This window comes from Escherichia sp. MOD1-EC7011 (assembly GCF_002965005.1).
GTDB lineage: Bacteria > Pseudomonadota > Gammaproteobacteria > Enterobacterales > Enterobacteriaceae > Escherichia > Escherichia ruysiae.
The window spans coordinates 1-20,359 of the sequence record NZ_PTRD01000002.1; the positions used below are offsets into that span (position 1 = coordinate 1).

At 50.5% G+C, this 20,359-nt stretch carries 16 protein-coding genes and 1 pseudogene; 7 read left to right on the top strand and 10 right to left on the bottom strand.

What is annotated here, in order from left to right; genetic code table 11:
• Nucleotides 1-220: 220 nt before the first annotated feature.
• From A7098_RS01095 to sdhC, 9 genes and pseudogenes are all read right to left on the bottom strand, one after another.
• Nucleotides 221-921 (bottom strand): annotated as a pseudogene (locus tag A7098_RS01095) (tetratricopeptide repeat protein).
• A 247-nt stretch (nucleotides 922-1,168) separates the two neighbouring features.
• Nucleotides 1,169-2,038, bottom strand: a complete 870-nt coding sequence (sucD, locus tag A7098_RS01100) for a succinate--CoA ligase subunit alpha (protein WP_000025458.1) — start codon at nucleotides 2,036-2,038, stop codon at nucleotides 1,169-1,171.
• Complete coding sequence (gene sucC / locus A7098_RS01105; protein WP_001048608.1) at nucleotides 2,038-3,204, bottom strand: ADP-forming succinate--CoA ligase subunit beta; 1,167 nt, start codon at nucleotides 3,202-3,204, stop codon at nucleotides 2,038-2,040. Before sucC ends, sucD begins: the two co-directional genes overlap by 1 nt.
• A gap of 181 nt (nucleotides 3,205-3,385) precedes the next feature.
• Nucleotides 3,386-4,603 (bottom strand): 2-oxoglutarate dehydrogenase complex dihydrolipoyllysine-residue succinyltransferase, encoded by a 1,218-nt coding sequence (odhB, locus tag A7098_RS01110; RefSeq protein WP_032224967.1) that lies wholly within the window; start codon nucleotides 4,601-4,603, stop codon nucleotides 3,386-3,388.
• Between the two features lie 14 nt (nucleotides 4,604-4,617).
• Nucleotides 4,618-7,419 carry a 2-oxoglutarate dehydrogenase E1 component gene (gene sucA / locus A7098_RS01115; protein ID WP_001181468.1) on the bottom strand — a complete coding sequence of 934 codons (2,802 nt, stop codon included), beginning with the start codon at nucleotides 7,417-7,419 and terminating at the stop codon, nucleotides 4,618-4,620.
• Nucleotides 7,420-7,862: 443 nt separating this feature from the next.
• Nucleotides 7,863-8,579 (bottom strand): succinate dehydrogenase iron-sulfur subunit SdhB, encoded by a 717-nt coding sequence (sdhB, locus tag A7098_RS01120; protein WP_001235258.1) that lies wholly within the window; start codon nucleotides 8,577-8,579, stop codon nucleotides 7,863-7,865.
• A 15-nt stretch (nucleotides 8,580-8,594) separates the two neighbouring features.
• On the bottom strand, nucleotides 8,595-10,361 hold the full coding sequence (sdhA, locus tag A7098_RS01125) for a succinate dehydrogenase flavoprotein subunit (RefSeq protein WP_105280197.1): 1,767 nt from the start codon (nucleotides 10,359-10,361) through the stop codon (nucleotides 8,595-8,597).
• Nucleotides 10,361-10,708 carry a succinate dehydrogenase membrane anchor subunit gene (gene sdhD, locus A7098_RS01130; protein WP_000254365.1) on the bottom strand — a complete coding sequence of 116 codons (348 nt, stop codon included), beginning with the start codon at nucleotides 10,706-10,708 and terminating at the stop codon, nucleotides 10,361-10,363. Before sdhD ends, sdhA begins: the two co-directional genes overlap by 1 nt.
• The gene (gene sdhC, locus A7098_RS01135) at nucleotides 10,702-11,106 is read right to left on the bottom strand and encodes a succinate dehydrogenase cytochrome b556 subunit (protein ID WP_000263354.1); all 405 of its coding nucleotides are present in this window, start codon (nucleotides 11,104-11,106) and stop codon (nucleotides 10,702-10,704) included. The genes sdhD and sdhC overlap by 7 nt, the downstream gene beginning before the upstream one ends.
• A 380-nt stretch (nucleotides 11,107-11,486) precedes the next feature.
• On the opposite strand from sdhC, the gene A7098_RS23615 reads away from it, so the two are divergent.
• The 7 genes from A7098_RS23615 (at nucleotide 11,487) to A7098_RS01175 (ending at nucleotide 19,543) form a co-directional block, all read left to right on the top strand.
• Complete coding sequence (locus tag A7098_RS23615; protein ID WP_122983127.1) at nucleotides 11,487-11,594, top strand: hypothetical protein; 108 nt, start codon at nucleotides 11,487-11,489, stop codon at nucleotides 11,592-11,594.
• A gap of 205 nt (nucleotides 11,595-11,799) precedes the next feature.
• Nucleotides 11,800-13,083 carry a citrate synthase gene (gene gltA, locus A7098_RS01150; protein ID WP_105280199.1) on the top strand — a complete coding sequence of 428 codons (1,284 nt, stop codon included), beginning with the start codon at nucleotides 11,800-11,802 and terminating at the stop codon, nucleotides 13,081-13,083.
• 381 nt (nucleotides 13,084-13,464) lie between these two features.
• Nucleotides 13,465-14,031, top strand: a complete 567-nt coding sequence (locus A7098_RS01155) for a fimbrial protein (protein WP_000472409.1) — start codon at nucleotides 13,465-13,467, stop codon at nucleotides 14,029-14,031.
• A 50-nt stretch (nucleotides 14,032-14,081) separates the two neighbouring features.
• Nucleotides 14,082-16,541: a fimbria/pilus outer membrane usher protein gene (locus A7098_RS01160; RefSeq protein ID WP_176251477.1), complete on the top strand. Its 2,460-nt coding sequence runs from the start codon at nucleotides 14,082-14,084 to the stop codon at nucleotides 16,539-16,541.
• 14 nt (nucleotides 16,542-16,555) lie between these two features.
• Nucleotides 16,556-17,287, top strand: coding sequence for a molecular chaperone (locus A7098_RS01165; protein ID WP_032224961.1), 732 nt, complete (start codon nucleotides 16,556-16,558; stop codon nucleotides 17,285-17,287).
• Nucleotides 17,284-18,345, top strand: coding sequence for a fimbrial protein (locus A7098_RS01170; RefSeq protein WP_085460528.1), 1,062 nt, complete (start codon nucleotides 17,284-17,286; stop codon nucleotides 18,343-18,345). Before A7098_RS01165 ends, A7098_RS01170 begins: the two co-directional genes overlap by 4 nt.
• A 151-nt stretch (nucleotides 18,346-18,496) precedes the next feature.
• Entirely contained in the window at nucleotides 18,497-19,543 is a 1,047-nt protein-coding gene (locus tag A7098_RS01175) for an AbrB family transcriptional regulator (RefSeq protein ID WP_105280200.1), read from the top strand.
• Here the strand turns inward: A7098_RS01175 and nei are convergent.
• Nucleotides 19,540-20,331, bottom strand: coding sequence for an endonuclease VIII (gene nei / locus A7098_RS01180; RefSeq protein WP_032224959.1), 792 nt, complete (start codon nucleotides 20,329-20,331; stop codon nucleotides 19,540-19,542). The genes A7098_RS01175 and nei overlap by 4 nt on opposite strands.
• Nucleotides 20,332-20,359: the final 28 nt, after the last annotated feature.

A 20,359-nucleotide genomic window follows, 5' to 3' on the forward strand; every position in this document is an offset into this window, starting at 1 on the left:
TTTTTATACAATCGCATTGTAAAGAAGCACCAGCTACTTATAAGGCCCCAAAAAAATATATATTAATTCATACTGAAATAATATTTTCGACCGTAGTTCACGTTTGAAATGATTAATAACCTGCGCCTCTCACGCAGGTCAAATCAGGAAACTGTGTAACCGGAAAATAAAATGTTCGTAAACAGTGGGCTTCATCAGTTGCCCTCAAAATACAGCTGATTTACATTTTTGCTTTTACACGTGCGATAGCTTCTTCATAAGAGGGCTTATTTTTTTCCGCATACGATAGTTGATAATGCTGCAAGGCATCGGCGTTCTGACCTGCGATTTCATAAATTTTAGCAATGTTATAATAGGAGTTAGCGCGCGTTGTCGCCGCATTTGCTCCACCGGCTAACGAGATCGCTTTACGATTTGCCCAAATCGCTTCTGCTATGTTGCCATTTTTCTGATAAGCCAGACCCAGGTTACTAAATGCCTGACCGTAGTTGCCGTCTAATTCCGTAGCCTGCTGGAAGAGTTGAATGGCTTGCTCAAGTTGACCGGTTTTGTAAACAGCTTCGCCTTCACGATTATATTTTCTTGCCAGTTGAGTATCTCCACTGTTTTGCATCGCAGGTGGAGCCGGAGTTGAAGAGCCCGTCGCAGGCATTATCACAGTGGCTAAATCACTGACGTCTAATGTGGTGTCGTTAAAAGATTGGAATAACCGTCTTTTTTGACGATTAATAACGCATCTTGATCATCAGCAAATGAAGAACCCAGACTAACGCTGCCCGATGCATTTGTAGTGCCAGAAACGGATTGTGCGCCATTGCGTTGCAGCGTCACCGATGCACCCTCAATGCGTTTATCTTTCACCGTTGCACTTAAAATATCGATGTATACGTCGGCGGCATAAGCGTCCGCATTTATACCCATCAGAGCCAGAGCAACCGGCAGAATAATTGTCTTCATGTATAAATCCTTTTACTGAATGGAGAAGAGATATTTCGCCGGGCATTATTGCGCAAGGGATGGGAAAAAAAAGCAGCGGGAAAGCTTTTCAGATTAGCGCCCGAATAAAAACAAAAAAGGCCATCATAAGATGGCCAACCATGTCGAAACCGACAGCCCTTCGCCATTCCTGTAGAGGGAAGCGGCGAGGGCTATTTCTTATTACAGATATTTATTTCAGAACAGTTTTCAGTGCCTCACCGATATCAGCCAGGCTGCGAACAGTTTTCACGCCTGCGGCTTCCAGAGCGGCGAATTTCTCATCCGCAGTCCCTTTACCACCGGCAATGATAGCGCCAGCATGACCCATACGTTTGCCTTTCGGCGCAGTCACACCGGCAATGTAACCAACAACTGGCTTGGTGACGTGCTCTTTGATGTACGCAGCCGCTTCTTCTTCGGCGCTACCGCCGATCTCACCGATCATCACGATCGCTTCAGTCTGCGGATCTTTTTCGAACATTTCGAGAATGTCGATAAAGTTAGAGCCAGGGATCGGATCGCCGCCGATACCGACACAGGTAGACTGACCGAAACCGTAATCCGTGGTCTGTTTAACCGCTTCATAGGTCAGTGTACCGGAACGGGAAACGATACCCACTTTACCCGGTTTGTGAATGTGACCCGGCTGAATACCGATTTTGCATTCACCCGGAGTGATTACGCCCGGGCAGTTCGGGCCAATCATACGAACGCCCGCTTCATCCAGTTTCACTTTCACAGTCAGCATATCCAGCGTCGGGATGCCTTCAGTGATGGTGATAATCAGTTTGATGCCTGCATCGATAGCTTCCAGAATGGAGTCTTTGCAGAACGGCGCTGGTACATAGATAACAGAAGCGGTAGCGCCAGTAGCAGCAACAGCTTCACGCACGGTGTTGAACACCGGCAGGCCGAGGTGGGTAGTACCGCCTTTACCTGGGGTTACGCCGCCAACCATTTTAGTGCCGTATGCAATGGCCTGTTCAGAGTGGAAAGTCCCCTGGCTACCGGTAAAGCCCTGGCAGATAACCTTAGTGTTTTTATCAATTAAAATGGACATTATTTCCCCTCCACTGCGGCAACAACCTGCTGAGCTGCATCCGTCAGACCTTTTGCTGCAATAATATTCAGGCCGCTGTCAGCCAGTTTCTTCGCGCCGAGTTCGGCGTTGTTACCTTCCAGACGTACCACAACCGGTACGTTAACACCCACTTCCGCTACCGCGCCGATGATACCGTCAGCGATCAGGTCGCAACGAACGATACCGCCGAAGATGTTAACCAGAACGGCTTTCACTTTGTCGTCAGAGAGGATGATTTTGAACGCTTCGGTTACGCGTTCTTTGGTTGCGCCGCCGCCAACGTCCAGGAAGTTAGCCGGTTCGCCGCCGTGCAGTTTAACGATGTCCATCGTACCCATCGCCAGACCTGCGCCGTTAACCATACAACCGATGTTACCGTCCAGCGCAACATAGTTCAGTTCCCACTGAGCAGCCTGCGCTTCACGCGGATCTTCCTGCGACTGGTCGCGCATTTCACGCAGATCAGGCTGGCGGAACAGTGCGTTACCGTCAGCGCCCAGTTTGCCGTCGAGGCAGACAAGATCGCCCTGTTTGGTAATAACCAGCGGGTTGATTTCGATAAGCGCCAGGTCGCGCTCAAGGAAAATGGTCGCCAGACCCATGAAGATTTTGGTGAACTGCTGAACCAGTTTACCTTCCAGACCCAGTTTGAACGCCAGCTCGCGTCCCTGATACGGCATCGGGCCAGTCAGCGGATCAAGCGCAACTTTGTGGATCAGGTGCGGGGTTTCTTCCGCCACTTTTTCGATTTCCACGCCGCCTTCGGTGGAGGCCATAAAGACCACGCGACGGGAACTACGGTCAACAACAGCACCGAGATACAGCTCTTTAGCGATATCGGTCGCTGCTTCAACCAGAATCTGGTTAACCGGTTGGCCATTGGCGTCTGTTTGATACGTTACCAGACGTTTACCCAGCCAGTTTTCTGCAAAAGCACGGATATCTTCTTTGCTGTTTACAACTTTCACACCGCCCGCTTTACCACGGCCACCAGCGTGAACCTGACATTTCACTACCCACGGACCAGCACCGATTTTTGAAGCGGCTTCTTCTGCTTCGCGCGGAGTAGTACAGGCATAACCCACTGGCGCCGGTAAGCCATAGCGGGCAAAAAGTTGTTTTGCCTGGTATTCATGTAAGTTCATGTGTTCTGTCCATCCTTTAGTAATCGTTATCTTTTAAACCGTAGACCGAGTATGACGTATCGCTACCGGGCATTGTCGGTCACCCGTAGGCCTGATAAGACGCGTTAGCGTCGCATCAGGCTTCCATTGCCGAAGAGGGCGATCCCTTATCCGGTCTACAGTGCAGGTGAGGCTTAAACTACTACACGTCCAGCAGCAGACGCGTCGGATCTTCCAGCAACTCTTTGATGGTTACCAGGAAGCCTACGGATTCGCGACCATCGATCAGACGGTGATCGTAGGACAGCGCCAGGTACATCATCGGCAGGATCTCAACCTGACCATTCACGGCCATCGGACGATCTTTGATAGCGTGCATACCCAGAATTGCGCTCTGCGGCGGGTTGATGATAGGCGTAGACATCAGGGAACCGAACACACCACCGTTGGTGATGGTGAAGTTACCACCGGTCAGATCTTCAACCGTCAGCTTACCGTCACGGCCTTTAACAGCCAACTCTTTGATTTTCTTCTCGATATCTGCCATGCCGAGGGTATCGACATCACGCAGAACCGGCGTCACCAGACCGCGCGGTGTAGAAACCGCCATGCTGACGTCGAAATAGTTGTGGTAAACCACGTCATCGCCGTCGATAGACGCATTCACTTCCGGGTAACGTTTCAGGGCTTCAACCACCGCTTTCACGTAGAAGGACATAAAGCCCAGACGGATGCCGTGGCGTTTTTCAAACGCTTCACCGTACTGCTTACGCAGATCCATAATCGGCTTCATGTTGACTTCGTTGAACGTGGTCAGCATGGCGGTGGAGTTTTTCGCTTCCAGCAGACGCTCTGCCACACGCTTACGCAGGCGAGTCATTGGTACACGTTTTTCGCTACGTGCAGCCAGTGCCGGTTGCGCCGCCGGAGCAGCAACTGCCGGTGCAGACTCTTTCGCCGGGGCTTTCGCCAGATGTTTTTCCACATCTTCACGGGTCAGACGACCACCGACACCAGTGCCTTTAATCGCGCTGGCGTCGAGGTTGTGTTCAGCCAGCAGACGACGGATCGCCGGGCTTAACGCATCGTTGTTTTGCTCTTCCAGAGACGCCTGCTGGCGTTGCGCCGGAGTGGACGCTTTCTCTTCAGATTTGGCACTGGTTTCTTTACCGGCGCTGTTGCCTTCACGCAGGCGACCAAGGATCTGACGAGACGTTACGGTTGTACCTTCATCTTCCAGAACCGCATCCAGAATGCCGTCTGCTGATGCCGGTACTTCCAGTACCACTTTGTCAGTTTCGATTTCTACCAGCACTTCATCACGTACGACTGCGTCGCCGGGTTTTTTATGCCAGGTTGCGACGGTGGCATCGGCTACGGATTCAGGCAGGTCAGGGACCAGAATATCTACGCTACTCATTATGTATCCTTTATTTATTCGACGTTCAGCGCGTCATTAACCAGATCTTGTTGCTGTTTCTGGTGAACGGACATATACCCTACCGCCGGAGAGGCGGAGGCCGGGCGGCCTGCATAACGCAGAGAAGCCCCAAACGGAATCACTTCGCGGAAATGATGCTGGCTGCAGTACCATGCGCCCTGGTTGAGCGGCTCTTCCTGGCACCAGACAAAATCCTTGACGTGAGCAAACTGCTGCAACACTTCCTGCATCGCTTTATGCGGGAACGGGTAGAGTTGCTCGATACGCACAATGGCGACATCGTGTTGATTATTCTTACGGCGTTGTTCCAACAGGTCGTAATAAACCTTACCAGAACACATCACTACGCGCTTCACGCCCTTCGGATCAAGCTCGTCGATTTCACCGATGGCTGGCAGGAAGGTGCCGTTCGCCAGTTCTTCGAGGCTGGAGACCGCCAGCGGATGGCGCAGCAGCGATTTCGGCGACATCACGACCAGCGGACGACGCATCCCGCGCAGCGCCTGACGACGCAGCATGTGGTAAACCTGTGCCGGAGTAGACGGTACGCACACCTGCATGTTTTGCTCAGCACAAAGTTGCAGATAACGTTCCAGACGCGCGGAGGAGTGCTCCGGCCCCTGCCCTTCGTAACCGTGCGGCAGCAACATCACCAGGCCACACATCCGACCCCATTTCTGTTCGCCAGAGGAGATGAACTGGTCGATAACCACCTGTGCACCGTTGGCGAAGTCACCGAACTGCGCTTCCCAGATGGTCAGAGTGCGTGGTTCTGCGGTGGCATAACCGTATTCAAACGCCAGCACTGCTTCTTCAGACAGTACGGAGTCCCAGACGCGGAACGCGCCCTGACCATTATGGATATGTTGCAGTGGCGTGTAAGTTGAACCGTTGGACTGGTTGTGGATCACCGCGTGGCGGTGGAAGAACGTACCGCGACCAGAGTCTTCACCCGACAGGCGAACCGGAATGCCTTCATCAACCAGTGTGGCGTAAGCGAGGTTTTCCGCGCCGCCCCAGTCGAACAGTTTTTCACCAGCCGCCATTGCCTGACGGTCGCCATAAATCTTGGCAACACGAGACTGCATTTCAATGGCTTCTGGCACCGTACTGATGCGTTTAGCCAACTCCTGCAGGCGCTTCATCTCAACTTTATTCGGGTACTCTTCGTCCCATTCGTGGTTGAGGTACGGCGACCAGGTGAAGGAGTGCATGTTCATCGGACGCCACTCTGCCACCACGCAATCACCCGCATCCAGCGCATCGCGGTACAGGTTAACCATTTCGGTGGCATCTTCCAGCGTTGCCACTTTTTCCTGCTCCAGCTTGTCAGCGTAGATTTTGCGCGGCGTTGGATGTTTTTTGATTTTCTGATACATCAGCGGCTGAGTTGCACTCGGCTCGTCGGCTTCGTTGTGGCCGTGACGGCGGTAGCACACCAGGTCGATGAAGACATCACGTTTAAAGGTGTTACGGAAATCGAGCGCCAGACGGGTCACAAAGGCAACGGCTTCCGGATCGTCCGCGTTAACGTGGAAAATCGGTGCCTGAACCATCTTGCCGATATCCGTACAGTACGGCGTAGAACGGGCATCCAGCGGGTTAGAGGTGGTGAAGCCAACCTGGTTGTTGATAACGATACGTACCGTACCGCCAACTTCATAACCACGCGCCTTCGACATGTTCAGGGTTTCCTGAACCACGCCCTGCCCGGTCACTGCGGCGTCACCGTGGATGGTGATTGGCAGCACTTTGTTGCTGCTCGGCTCATCAAGTCTGTCAAGACGGGCACGAACAGAACCGATAACTACCGGGCTTACAATCTCAAGGTGAGACGGGTTAAACGCCAGCGCCAGGTGCACCAGGCCGCCATCGGTCTGGAAGTCAGACGAGAAGCCCATGTGGTATTTCACGTCACCCGTGCCGAGGTGTTCTTTATGTTTACCGGCAAACTCGTCGAACAAGTCTTGCGGTTTTTTACCCAGCACGTTCACCAGCACGTTCAGACGACCACGGTGCGCCATCCCGAGAACCACTTCACGGGTGCCGCTGTTGCCAGCGTGGCGGATCATCTCTTTAAGCATCGGGATTAACGCGTCGCCGCCTTCCAGCGAGAAGCGTTTTGCGCCAGGGAATTTTGCGCCAAGGTAACGTTCAAGGCCTTCAGCGGCGGTCAGTTCGCTTAAGAAGCGTTTTTTCTCTTCGCTATTGAACGTCGCGCGACCAGACTCGATACGCTGTTGGATCCAGCGTTTTTCTTCGGTGCTGGTAATGTGCATATACTCGGCGCCAATCGGGCCGCAGTAGGTTTGCTTCAGGGCTTCCAGCAGCTCGCCGAGTTTCATGGTCTCTTTGCCGCTGGCAAATGAACCGACGTTGAAGGTCTCCTGGAAGTCTGCTTCGGTCAGATCGTGGAAAGACGGATCCAGATCGGCCACCTTATCTTGCTGCCACAGTCCCAGCGGATCGAGATTCGCATGTTGGTGACCACGGAAGCGGTATGCGTTAATAAGCTGCAGGACTTTAACCTGCTTCACATTGGTGTCAGGGTCGGAGATCGTTGAAGAGTAACGTGAAGCGTCTTTCGCCAGGCGGCGGAAATATTCACGCGTTTGAGAGTGGAATTGATCCGGTTTGACTCCCGTACCAGGTAACTGCTGGAACGTCGAACGCCAGTTAGCGTCAACCGAGTCAGGATCGGTTAAGAAGTCTTCATAGAGCTGTTCTATCCAGCTCTGGTTTGCGCCAGAGAGGTAAGAAGAGTCCAACCAGGCTTTCAAAGCGCTGTTCTGCATCGTGATCCCTTAAGCATCTTTTTTATGCTTACTTCGCCGTGGATACTACCACGCACAGTGATGTGCGTGCCGGGGTTCACTTGTTGCGGACTTGTCGTATTTTCTGCGTCCGCTAAGGAACCTTTAAAAACTGTCTTAGTGTCAGGGGCAGTTTTTAAAGATTTCCTGCATTTCTTTTGTAGACCGGATAAGGCATTCACGCCGCATCCGGCGCTGGTTGCCTGATGCGACGCTTGCGCGTCTTATCAGGCCTACGGTTTCTAACAAACCTGCTTAATTGTTAACGCAGGCTCGATTTTCCCCCTCGCCCTTCCAGGGAGAGGGTCGGGGTGAGGGTCATTGTCCGCACCGGCGCTGACCTTTTCCCCTCACCCTAACCCTCTCCCCAAAGGGGCGAGGGAACCGTTCGTGCACATTTTTGCCTTGGCCATCAGGCCAGGACATTACGCATTACGTTGCAACAACATCGACTTGATATGACCGATGGCGCGCGTCGGGTTCAGCCCTTTCGGACATACACTGACGCAGTTCATGATGCTGTGACAGCGGAATACACTGAATGCATCACTCAAACCGTCAAGGCGGCTGTCAGTCTCGGTATCACGGCTATCAATCAGGAAACGATACGCCGCTAACAAGCCTGCAGGACCGATAAACTTATCGGGATTCCACCAGAAAGACGGACAAGAGGTTGAACAACATGCGCAGAGAATACATTCATACAGCCCGTCGAGTTTTTCACGTTGCTCGGGCATTTGTAAATGCTCACGAGCTGGTAGATTTTGTCCATTATTCAACAAGTAAGGCTTAATTTTCTCATATTGCGCATAGAATTGTCCCATGTCTACCACCAAATCGCGGATCACCGGTAAACCTGGCAACGGACGAATTACAATCTTCTTGCCCGGCTGGTTGAGTGCCGAAATCGGGGTAATACAGGCCAGACCATTCTTGCCGTTCATGTTCAGACCGTCGGAACCACACACACCTTCACGGCAGGAGCGACGGAACGACAGGCTGGGATCTTTCTCTTTCAGCTGGATAAGCGCATCCAGCAGCATCATGTCGCGACCTTCTTCCGCTTCCAGGGTGTAATCCTGCATACGCGGAGCATCATCAACATCCGGGTTATAGCGATAAATTGAAAACTCGAGTCTCATTTTCCTGTCTCCGCATTAGTAAGTACGAATCTTCGGCGGGAATGCCGGGCGCAGTTTCGGTTCCATGTTGACGCTACGTCGCGTCATGGATTCCGACTCTGGCAGATACAGGGAGTGACACAGCCAGTTTTCATCATCACGCTCCGGGAAGTCGAAGCGGCTATGCGCGCCACGGCTTTCGGTACGGAAGTTGGCAGAAACAGCCGTTGCATACGCCGTTTCCATCAGGTTATCCAGTTCCAGGCATTCAACGCGCTGGGTGTTGAACTCGCTGGAGGTGTCATCCAGACGGGCATTTTTCAGACGCTCGCGGATCACTTTCAACTGCTCAAGCCCTTTCGCCATCGCATCACCTTCACGGAAGACCGAGAAGTTATGCTGCATACATTCTTGCAGTGCTTTACGAATCGCCACCGGGTCTTCACCGTTACGGTTGGTGTTCCAGCGGTTCAGGCGCTCCAGAGAAGCTTCGACATCAGACTCGCTGGCATCACGCAGTGCGCCCTGCTCGGCGATAGACTCTTGCAGATGCAGACCTGCCGCACGACCAAAGACCACCAGGTCCAGCAGCGAGTTGCCGCCAAGACGGTTAGCGCCGTGTACCGATACGCAAGCAATTTCACCCACCGCGAACAGGCCAGGGATCACCACATCTTCGCCCTTCTCGTTCACCGTCAGCGCCTGCCCGGTCACTTTGGTCGGAATACCGCCCATCATGTAGTGACAGGTTGGGATAACCGGAATCGGCTCTTTCACCGGATCGACGTGAGCGAAGGTACGGGAGAGTTCAAGAATGCCCGGCAGACGGGATTCGAGAACTTCTTTACCCAGGTGGTCGAGTTTCAGTTTTGCGTGTGGTCCCCACGGGCCATCACAGCCACGACCTTCACGAATTTCGATCATGATGGAACGCGCCACCACATCACGCCCCGCCAGGTCTTTGGCGTTCGGCGCATAACGCTCCATAAAGCGTTCGCCATGTTTGTTCAGCAGATAACCGCCTTCACCACGGCAACCCTCGGTGACCAGTACGCCCGCACCGGCAATACCCGTCGGGTGGAACTGCCACATTTCCATATCCTGCACCGGTACGCCTGCACGGATAGCCATGCCGACGCCGTCGCCGGTGTTAATGTGGGCGTTAGTGGTGGACTGATAAATACGCCCTGCCCCGCCAGTCGCCAGCACGGTAGCACGAGCTTTGAAGTAAACCACTTCACCAGTTTCGATGCACAGTGCGGTACAACCGACCACTGCGCCATCCTGGTTTTTCACCAGATCCAGCGCATACCACTCGGAGAAAATGGTGGTGTGGTTTTTCAGGTTCTGCTGATAAAGGGTGTGCAACAGTGCGTGACCGGTACGGTCAGCCGCTGCCGCTGTACGTGCCGCCTGCTCGCCGCCGAAGTTTTTCGACTGACCGCCAAACGGACGTTGATAGATACGACCATCATCAAGGCGCGAGAACGGCAGTCCCATGTGTTCCAGTTCCAGAATCGCTTCCGGCCCGGTTTTACACATATATTCAATCGCGTCCTGGTCACCGATATAGTCCGACCCTTTTACGGTGTCGTACATATGCCATTCCCAGTTATCTTCATGGGTATTACCCAGCGCAACGGTAATGCCGCCCTGCGCCGAAACGGTATGGGAACGGGTCGGGAAGACTTTAGAGAGCAGCGCACAGGTCTGGCCGCTCTGGGAAATTTGCAGCGCCGCGCGCATACCTGCGCCGCCGGCACCAATCACAACTGCATCAAATTCTCTGACTGGCAATTTCATCACACACCCCACACCACAACGAATCCATAAATCACGTAAACCACCAGTGCAACGACAATCACCAGTTGCAGCATCAGGCGCAAAGCCAGCGGTTTAACGTAGTCGGTCAACACCTGCCACATGCCGATCCAGGCATGGATCAAGATGGAAAACAGAGCCAGCAGGGTGAACACTTTAGTGAACGCAGAGGCAAAGAAACCGATCCAGACTTCATATGTCAGTTCGCCACTGGTAGCGAAAAAACCGACCATATAAATGATGTAGAGCGTCAGGACGATAGCAGTAGCGCGAACGAGGATGAAATCATGTACGCCATTGCGTCCTAATGCGGAGGCGTTGCTTACCATACGAGGACTCCTGCAAGAATTGAAAGCACGACAGTAATGACAAAGGAGATTTTGGCGGAGCGTTTACCCGCTTCGAATGTTTCTTCCAGATAGCCAAAATCCATCATCATGTGGCGAATACCTACGACGACGTGATACGCCAGAGCGGTAAGGATGCCCCACATGATAAATTTGACGAAGAAGCTGCCCATAATGGCGGAAGCTTGCTCGAAACCCTCAGGGGAAGAGAGGCTAGTACCCAGAAGCCACAGCAGGATGCCTACTGCAACGAAGGTGATCACACCGGAAACGCGATGGAGAATGGACGCTATCGCCGTGACGGGGAACCGGATGGTCTGTAGGTCCAGATTAACAGGTCTTTGTTTTTTCACATTTCTTATCATGAATAACGCCCACATGCTGTTCTTATTATTCCCTGGGGACTACGGGTACAGAGGATAACTTTCTGTTACCTGGAGACGTCGGGATTTCCTTCCTCCGGTCTGCTTGCGGGTCAGACAGCGTCCTTTCTATAACTGCGCGTCATGCAAAACACTGCTTCCAGATGCGAAAACGACACGTTACAACGCTGGGTGGCTCGGGATTGCAGGGTGTTCCGGAGACCTGGCGGCAGTATAGGCTGTTCACAAAATCATTACAATTAACCTACATATGCTTTGTCGGGTTTTATCCAGAACAGTGATCTAAGTCACGATAACAACATTTATTTAATTTTTAACCATCTCATTTGACAATCATTCAACAAAGTTGTTACAAACATCATCAGGAAAAGCATATAATGCGTAAAAGTTATGGGGTCACTATTTCACCTAAGATTAACTTATGTAACAGTGTGGAAGTATTGACCAATCCATCCAGGACAGTTATTAGTGATAGACAGGTTTAATAATTCGGATTGCTAAGTGCTTGATTCGCCGTTTATTCGTCATCAATGAATCCTTTACCTGCAAGCGCCCAGAGCTCTGTACCCAGGTCTTCCCCTCTTTCGCAGAGCGGCGAGCCAAATAACAAACGGGTAAAGCCAGGTTGATGTGCGAAGGCAAATTTAAGTTCCGGCAGTCTTACGCAATAAGGCGCTAAGGAGACCTTAAATGGCTGATATAAAAGCAAAACTCACCCTCAACGGGGATACAGCTGTTGAACTGGATGTGCTGAAAGGCACGCTGGGTCAAGATGTTATTGATATCCGTACTCTCGGTTCAAAAGGTGTATTCACCTTTGATCCAGGCTTCACTTCAACCGCATCCTGCGAATCTAAAATTACTTTTATTGATGGTGATGAAGGTATTTTGCTGCATCGAGGTTTCCCGATCGATCAGCTGGCGACCGATTCTAACTACCTGGAAGTCTGTTACATTCTGCTGAATGGTGAAAAACCGACCCAGGAACAGTATGACGAGTTTAAAACTACCGTTACCCGTCATACGATGATCCACGAACAGATTACCCGTCTGTTCCACGCCTTCCGTCGCGACTCTCATCCGATGGCGGTCATGTGCGGTATCACCGGCGCGCTGGCAGCGTTTTATCACGATTCACTTGACGTCAATAATCCGCGTCATCGTGAAATCGCCGCGTTCCGTCTGCTGTCGAAAATGCCGACCATGGCAGCGATGTGTTACAAATACTCCATCGGTCAGCCATTTGTTTACCCGCGCAATGACCTTTCCTACGCCGGAAACTTCCTGCACATGATGTTCTCCACCCCGTGCGAACCGTATGAAGTTAATCCAATTCTGGAACGTGCAATGGATCGTATTCTGATCCTGCACGCTGACCACGAACAGAACGCCTCGACTTCCACCGTGCGTACCGCTGGTTCTTCGGGTGCGAACCCGTTTGCTTGTATCGCAGCAGGTATTGCTTCGCTGTGGGGGCCGGCTCACGGTGGTGCTAACGAAGCTGCGCTAAAAATGCTGGAAGAAATCAGCTCCGTTAAACACATTCCGGAATTTGTTCGTCGTGCGAAAGATAAGAATGACTCTTTCCGCCTGATGGGCTTCGGTCACCGCGTGTACAAAAATTACGACCCGCGCGCCACCGTAATGCGTGAAACCTGCCATGAAGTCCTGAAAGAGCTGGGCACCAAAGATGACCTGCTGGAAGTGGCAATGGAGCTGGAAAACATCGCGCTGAACGACCCGTACTTTATCGAGAAAAAACTGTACCCGAACGTCGATTTCTACTCCGGTATCATCCTGAAAGCGATGGGTATTCCGTCTTCCATGTTCACCGTCATTTTCGCAATGGCACGTACCGTTGGCTGGATCGCCCACTGGAGCGAAATGCACAGTGACGGCATGAAAATTGCCCGTCCGCGTCAGCTGTATACTGGCTATGAAAAACGTGACTTTAAAAGCGATATCAAACGTTAATCGGTGATTACTGAGCAGCAAATAATTTAGCCCGCCATTTATATGGCGGGTTATTTTTTGTTGGTTTAAGCATAAAAAATTGTAAAAATAAAATCAAAAACCGGACGCCAAATAAAAAACAACCAGTTCAAATAGCAGTCAATGCAATATCTTCATAAAAATAATTGATCTCTCCATCCTGTTTATAATCCACTGAATATTATGCATATCCATAATTCACTTCTATTTTCTACGCCTTAATTAATTCACAACACCAATCAATTGCATTTGCATTTAATAAAACCAAATATATTTTTAAGCAAAACTAAAAACAATCCACACGCAAAATCAGATAATCTGGTAGAGCTATACTATTTTTCTATTTCCTTAAAGGATTCTGTTATGTTTAAAGGACAAAAAACATTGGCCGCATTGGCCGTATCTCTGTTGTTCACTGCTCCTGTTTATGCCGCAGACGAAGGCTCTGGTGAAATTCACTTTAAAGGTGAAATTATTGAAGCACCTTGTGACATTCATCCAGATGATGTTGATAAAAATATTGACCTTGGACAAGTCACGACAACCCATATAAACCGGGATCATCACAGCAATAAAGTGGCCGTCGACATTCGCTTAATAAACTGTGACCTGCCAGGTTCTGATAATGGTAGCGGTTCGCCAATATCCAAAGTTGCCGTAACCTTCGACGGTTCGGCTAAAACGACGGGGGCAACACCTCTGTTGAGCAATACCAGTGCTGGCGAAGCAACAGGTGTCGGCGTAAGACTGATGGACAAAAATGACACAAACATCGTATTGGGTACAGCTGCGCCAGACCTCGACCTGGATGCAAGCTCAACAGAACAAACGCTGAACTTCTTTGCCTGGATGGAACAAATTGACAATGCAGTCAATGTCACTGCCGGTGCCGTAACCGCTAACGCGACCTACGTTCTGGATTATAAATAAGAATAATTATGGCGGCGACGTAGCCGCCTTTCTGCAGATATTTATCAGGTATGGACACCGTGAATATTTATCGACTTTCTTTTATTTCCTACCTCACGATGGTAATGCCGTCCGCGCTGGCGGTCGAATTTAACCTGAGCGTCCTCGACAAATCGATGCGTGATAGCATTGATATTTCATTATTAAAAGACAAAGGGGTGATTGCCCCCGGTGAATATTTTGTTAGCATTACCGTTAATAATAACCCAATAAGTAACGGGCAAAAAATTAGCTGGCAAAAAAGCGGTGATAAAACCATTCCGTGCATCGATAAATCACTGGTGGATAAATTTGGTTTAAAACCAGACTTCCGTCAATCATTAGTACAGATAAATCAGTGTGTTGATTTTAGTTCGCATCCAGAAATACTCTTCAATTTCGATCAAGCCAATCAGCAACTCAATATCACCATTCCGCAAGCGTGGCTGGCATGGCACTCAGAAAACTGGATGCCGCCATCAACATGGAAAGAAGGTGTAGCCGGCGTCCTGATGGATTACAACCTGTTTGCCAGCAACTACCGTCCACAGGGCAGTAGCAGCAACACCAACCTGAACGCTTACGGTACTGCCGGTATTAACATGGGTGCATGGCGCTTACGCAGCGATTACCAGCTGAGCCGCTCCGAAAGCGACGATGCCCATGACCAGAGCGGCGGAATATCACGTACTTATCTTTTTCGCCCACTACCGCAATTAGGTTCGAAATTAACCCTGGGCGAAACTGATTTTAGTTCCAATATTTTCGACGGTTTTTCTTATACCGGTGCGGCACTGACCAGCGATGACCGGATGTTGCCCTGGGAATTGCGCGGTTACGCCCCACAAATCAGCGGTATCGCGCAAACCAACGCCACTGTCACCGTAAGTCATTCGGGGCGAGTTATTTATCAGAAAAAAGTCCCGCCAGGCCCGTTTATCATTGATGACATCAATCAGTCTGTCCAGGGTACGCTGGATGTCAAAGTGACGGAAGACGATGGACGGGTGAACAACTTTCAGGTTTCGGCCGCCTCGACACCCTTCCTGACGCGCCAGGGTCAGGTTCGCTATAAACTTGCTGTTGGTCAGCCGCGAACCTCAATGTCTCATCAAACTGAAAATGAAACCTTTTTTAGTAATGAAATATCCTGGGGGATGCTCTCGAATACCTCGTTATATGGCGGTTTGCTACTCTCCGGAGATGACTACCATTCTGGCGCAATAGGCATCGGGCAAAATATGCTCTGGCTGGGGGCGTTGTCATTTGATGTCACCTGGGCCAGTAGCCAATTTGATACCCAGCAGGACGAGCGGGGCTTAAGCTACCGTTTCAATTACAGCAAACAAGTGGACGCCACAAATAGTACGATTTCACTCGCTGCTTATCGCTTCTCCGATCGTCATTTTCACAGCTACGCCAACTATCTGGATCACAAATACAACGACAACGATGCACAAGACGAAAAACAGACGATCAGCTTATCAGTAGGCCAACCGATAACCCCTCTGAACCTCAACCTGTACGCCAACCTGTTACATCAGACCTGGTGGAACGCAAATACCTCCACGACCGCCAACATAACGGCAGGTTTTAATATTGATATCGGTGACTGGAAAGATATATCGATCTCGACGTCATTCAACACAACCCACTACGAAGACAAAGATCGCGACAACCAGATTTACCTGTCGATTTCATTACCTGTCGGTAACGGTGGTCGAGTCGGCTATGACATGCAAAACAGTAGTAACAGCACCACGCACCGCATGTCGTGGAACGATACGCTGGATGAACGTAATAGCTGGGGCATGTCTGCCGGGCTGCAATCCGACCGTCCTGACAATGGCGCCCAGGTGAGTGGTAACTATCAACACCTGAGTTCAGCCGGCGAATGGGATTTGTCTGGCACTTATGCCGCCAATGATTACAGCTCTGTCAGCAGTAGCTGGAGCGGTTCCTTTACCGCCACTCAATATGGCGCAGTCTTCCATCGCCGCAGTTCAACCAATGAGCCTCGGCTGATGGTCAGCACCGACGGCGTGGCAAATATTCCGGTTCAGGGTAATCTCGACTACACCAACCATTTTGGTATTGCGGTAGTGCCGCTAATTTCCAGTTACCAACCTTCCACCGTGGCAGTCAACATGAATGATTTACCTGATGGCGTAACGGTTGCTGAAAATATCATCAAAGAAACGTGGATTGAAGGCGCTATTGGTTACAAATCGCTGGCTTCCCGTTCTGGTAAAGACGTTAACATTATTATTCGCGACGCCAGCGGTCACTATCCCCCTCTCGGTGCCAATATTCAGCAGAATGGCAGTGGAATCAGTGTCGGTATGGTTAGCGAGGAAGGCCATGCCTGGCTTGGCGGAGTAGCTGAAAACCAGCAATTTACCGTGCTTTGGGGCGATAAACAAAGTTGCATTATTCATCTGCCAGAACGTCTGGAAGACACGACCAAACGCCTGATTTTACCTTGTCATTAATTAAGGAAAAGAGAATGACATTTATTAAAGGATTGCCCCTGATTCTGTTAGCTGTCAGCCTGGGTAGCAACGCTGCAGTGCAACCCGATCGCACACGAGTTGTGTTTAACGCCAACGACAAAGCCACCAGCCTGCGCATAGAAAACCAGAGTGACAAATTGCCTTACCTTGCATATTCCTGGATAGAAAATGATAAAGGGGAGAAAAGCGACGATCTTCTGGTCGCCCTGCCACCAATACAGCGCCTGGAACCAAAAGCAACATCGCAGGTGCGGATTGTAAAGCAAGCGTCAACCACACAATTGCCCAGCGATCGTGAAACGTTGTTCTACTATAACATGCGCGAAATTCCGCCAGCGCCGGATAAAAGCAGCGACCATGCGATACTTCAGGTCGCGATCCAAAGCCGTATTAAGTTGTTCTGGCGACCTGCGGCATTGCGCAAGAAAACAGGTGAACACATAGAGTTACAGTTACAGGTTAGCCAGAAGGGCAACGAACTTACCCTGAAAAACCCTACCGCCTATTACCTGACGATTGCCTATCTTGGGCAAAATGATAAAGGTGTGATCCCCGGTTTTAAATCGGTGATGATTGCCCCTTTTAGCACCGTCACAACTCATACAGGAAGCTATAACGGTAATCAATTTTACCTGGGTTACATGGATGATTACGGCGCATTACGGATGAATACTCTGAACTGTAACGGACAATGTCGTTTACAGGCGGTGGAGGCGAAGAAATGAGTGCTGGCAAGGGATTGTTGTTCGTTATCTGTCTGTTATTTCTGCCGTTGAAGTCTGCGCTGGCGCTGAACTGCTATTTTGGCTCATCTGGCGGATCTGTAGAAAAATCAGAAGCTATTCAACCCTTTGCTGTGCCGGGCAATGCTAAACCTGGCGATAAAATCTGGGAATCTGACGATATTAAAATTCCCGTCTATTGTGACAACAATACTAACGGCAACTTTGAAAGCGAGCATGTTTATGCCTGGGTAAACCCCTACCCCGGAATGCAGGATCGCTATTATCAACTTGGCGTAACATATAACGGCGTTGATTACGATGCCAGTCTCGGGAAAAGTCGAATCGACACCAACCAGTGTATCGACAGCAAGAAAATTGATATCTACACACCAGAGCAGATCATTGCTATGGGGTGGCAAAATAAGATTTGTTCCGGCGATTCCAACAATATTCATATGTCGCGTACATTTCTCGCTCGTATGCGGCTCTATGTTAAAGTTCGTGAAATGCCGCCGCATGATTATCAAAGTACGCTGAGCGACTATATTGTGGTGCAATTCGATGGCGCTGGCAGTGTTAATGAAGATCCTTCTGCCCAAAACCTGAAATATCACATTACCGGTCTGGAAAACATTCGTGTACTGGATTGCAGCGTTAACTTTTCTATTTCGCCTGAAACACAGGTGATTGATTTTGGTAAATTTAACGTCCTGGATATTCGCCGCCACACGATGTCGAAAAATTTTAGTATTAAGACGACAAAATCACAAAATGACCAGTGCACCGACGGATTTAAAGTCAGTTCCTCGTTTTATACCGAAGAAACGTTGGTTGAAGAAGATAAAGCATTGTTGATTGGTAATGGACTTAAACTACGTTTACTGGACGAAAACGCCTCGCCCTATACCTTCAATAAATACAGCGAATATGCCGATTTCACCAGCGACATGTTAGTTTATGAAAAAAACTTTACCGCCGAATTGTCATCCATACCAGGCACCCCCATCGAGGCTGGTCCCTTCGATACTGTGGTGCTTTTTAAGATTAACTACAACTGAATCGAGATGATGCCCTTTTCAGTCGAGAAAGGTATCGCATTCAGATAATTACTCATTTCCTCCTTTTCCTTGATTACCGTTATTTTTTCCAGACCCGGCTTTCTTTATGCTGTATCGATACACCAAAGAGATAATAATGAAGGAGCGAAGGATGCCAGTTTTGCAGTGGGGAATGTTATGTGTACTATCACTTCTCCTTTCTATTGGCTTCCTCGCGGTACATCTCCCGGCAGCACTATTACTTGGGCCGATGATCGCCGGGATCATCTTCAGTATGCGCGGAATAACTCTGCAACTCCCTCGCTCCGCTTTTCTTGCTGCGCAGGCCATTCTTGGCTGCATGATTGCGCAAAACCTCACTGGTTCGATTCTCACCACCCTGGCCGTTAACTGGCCGATCGTGTTATCTATTTTACTGGTGACGCTGCTTTCCAGCGCCATCGTGGGCTGGTTATTGGTGCGCTATAGCTCACTGCCTGGGAATACCGGTGCATGGGGTTCCTCCCCCGGCGGCGCATCGGCAATGGTCGCTATGGCGCAGGATTACGGCGCAGATATCCGCTTGGTGGCGTTTATGCAATATCTGCGGGTACTGTTTGTCGCAGGTGCGGCAGTTCTGGTTACGCGGATGATGCTGGGCGATAACGCTGAAGCGGTTAATCAACAGATCATCTGGTTCCCGCCAGTGAGCATTAATCTCATGCTTACGATTTTGCTCGCAGTGGTTGCCGGTACAGTGGGATGCCTGCTACGTCTTCCTTCCGGCACGATGCTCATCCCGATGCTGGCGGGCGCAGTGCTCCAGTCTGGTCAGCTCATCACCATCGAACTACCAGAATGGCTGCTGGCGATGGCGTATATGGCAATTGGCTGGCGGATTGGTCTTGGTTTCGATAAACAAATATTACTGCGGGCATTGCGCCCACTACCGCAAATCCTGCTGTCGATTTTTGCTCTGCTGGCTATTTGTGCGGGTATGGCGTGGGGGCTGACCCGGTTTATGCATATTGATTTTATGACCGCCTATCTCGCCACCAGCCCCGGCGGGCTTGATACGGTGGCGGTCATCGCCGCAGGGAGCAATGCCGATATGGCGTTCATCATGGCGATGCAAACCCTGCGCTTGTTCAGTATATTGCTGACGGGGCCTGCCATTGCACGGTTTATTTCAACTTATGCGCCAAAGCGGTCGGCCTAGTGCTGGCAGCCTGGACACCAGTAAAACGGGCGCGATGACAACGTGGTTTTCTCAATGATGCCGCCACAGCGTTCGCACTTCTCGCCATCACGATGAAAAACTTTAAAGCGAAACAGCGCCCCATGATGTTTATTCTCATCCACCTGCCCCCGCGTAGCGTAAGAAAGACGCGGAATATCCAGTAGCGCGTGCGCGAGTGCATCCAGTTGCGCCACATTGAGATCTTTCGCTTTATGACTTCCGGTCAACCCGACCTGCCAGAGGATCTCCACCCGCAAATAATTGCCAAGCCCTGCCAGAAACGCCTGATCGAGCAGTAATCCAGCAAACTGCCGATTACGAAAGCGCGCCGATAATAACCGTTCTTTCACCACCTCCGGCGTCAGATTCGGATCCAGCACATCGGGGCCAACGCGTTGTAAAAACGGATGTGTGGTCAGTTGTTCCGGGGTCAACATCTCAATATCCGAGGCGCTATAAAGCAGAATGGTTTTGTCAGCCGTTTGCAGTTTTACCCGCAGCACCCGCGTGGTCTGCGGCTCTTCGCCGGTATCAACCACGCGCCACACGCCGTAAAGCTGATTATGGCTATAGAGCGTTAAACCATCAGAAAAATGAGTTAACAACGCCTTACCACGAGTTTCCACATGGGTGACGTGTTGACCAATAAGTTGTGATTGATACGGTTTTAACTGCGGGAAGGCAAACCAGACATCAGTTAGTAGTTTGCCTTTGATCGCCGCCTCCAGGTTATCCGCTGCACGGCGGATCTCCGGGCCTTCAGGCATGGTGATATCCTTTTTTCGTTCTTTGTTC

Coding starts and splice junctions, on each gene's coding strand:
- sucD (WP_000025458.1), bottom strand. CDS start 2,038: ATGTCCATTTTAATTGATAAAAACACTAAGGTTATCTGCCAGGGCTTT.
- sucC (WP_001048608.1), bottom strand. CDS start 3,204: ATGAACTTACATGAATACCAGGCAAAACAACTTTTTGCCCGCTATGGC.
- odhB (WP_032224967.1), bottom strand. CDS start 4,603: ATGAGTAGCGTAGATATTCTGGTCCCTGACCTGCCTGAATCCGTAGCC.
- sucA (WP_001181468.1), bottom strand. CDS start 7,419: ATGCAGAACAGCGCTTTGAAAGCCTGGTTGGACTCTTCTTACCTCTCT.
- sdhB (WP_001235258.1), bottom strand. CDS start 8,579: ATGAGACTCGAGTTTTCAATTTATCGCTATAACCCGGATGTTGATGAT.
- sdhA (WP_105280197.1), bottom strand. CDS start 10,361: ATGAAATTGCCAGTCAGAGAATTTGATGCAGTTGTGATTGGTGCCGGC.
- sdhD (WP_000254365.1), bottom strand. CDS start 10,708: ATGGTAAGCAACGCCTCCGCATTAGGACGCAATGGCGTACATGATTTC.
- sdhC (WP_000263354.1), bottom strand. CDS start 11,106: ATGTGGGCGTTATTCATGATAAGAAATGTGAAAAAACAAAGACCTGTT.
- A7098_RS23615 (WP_122983127.1), top strand. CDS start 11,487: ATGCGTAAAAGTTATGGGGTCACTATTTCACCTAAGATTAACTTATGT.
- gltA (WP_105280199.1), top strand. CDS start 11,800: ATGGCTGATATAAAAGCAAAACTCACCCTCAACGGGGATACAGCTGTT.
- A7098_RS01155 (WP_000472409.1), top strand. CDS start 13,465: ATGTTTAAAGGACAAAAAACATTGGCCGCATTGGCCGTATCTCTGTTG.
- A7098_RS01160 (WP_176251477.1), top strand. CDS start 14,082: ATGGACACCGTGAATATTTATCGACTTTCTTTTATTTCCTACCTCACG.
- A7098_RS01165 (WP_032224961.1), top strand. CDS start 16,556: ATGACATTTATTAAAGGATTGCCCCTGATTCTGTTAGCTGTCAGCCTG.
- A7098_RS01170 (WP_085460528.1), top strand. CDS start 17,284: ATGAGTGCTGGCAAGGGATTGTTGTTCGTTATCTGTCTGTTATTTCTG.
- A7098_RS01175 (WP_105280200.1), top strand. CDS start 18,497: ATGCCAGTTTTGCAGTGGGGAATGTTATGTGTACTATCACTTCTCCTT.
- nei (WP_032224959.1), bottom strand. CDS start 20,331: ATGCCTGAAGGCCCGGAGATCCGCCGTGCAGCGGATAACCTGGAGGCG.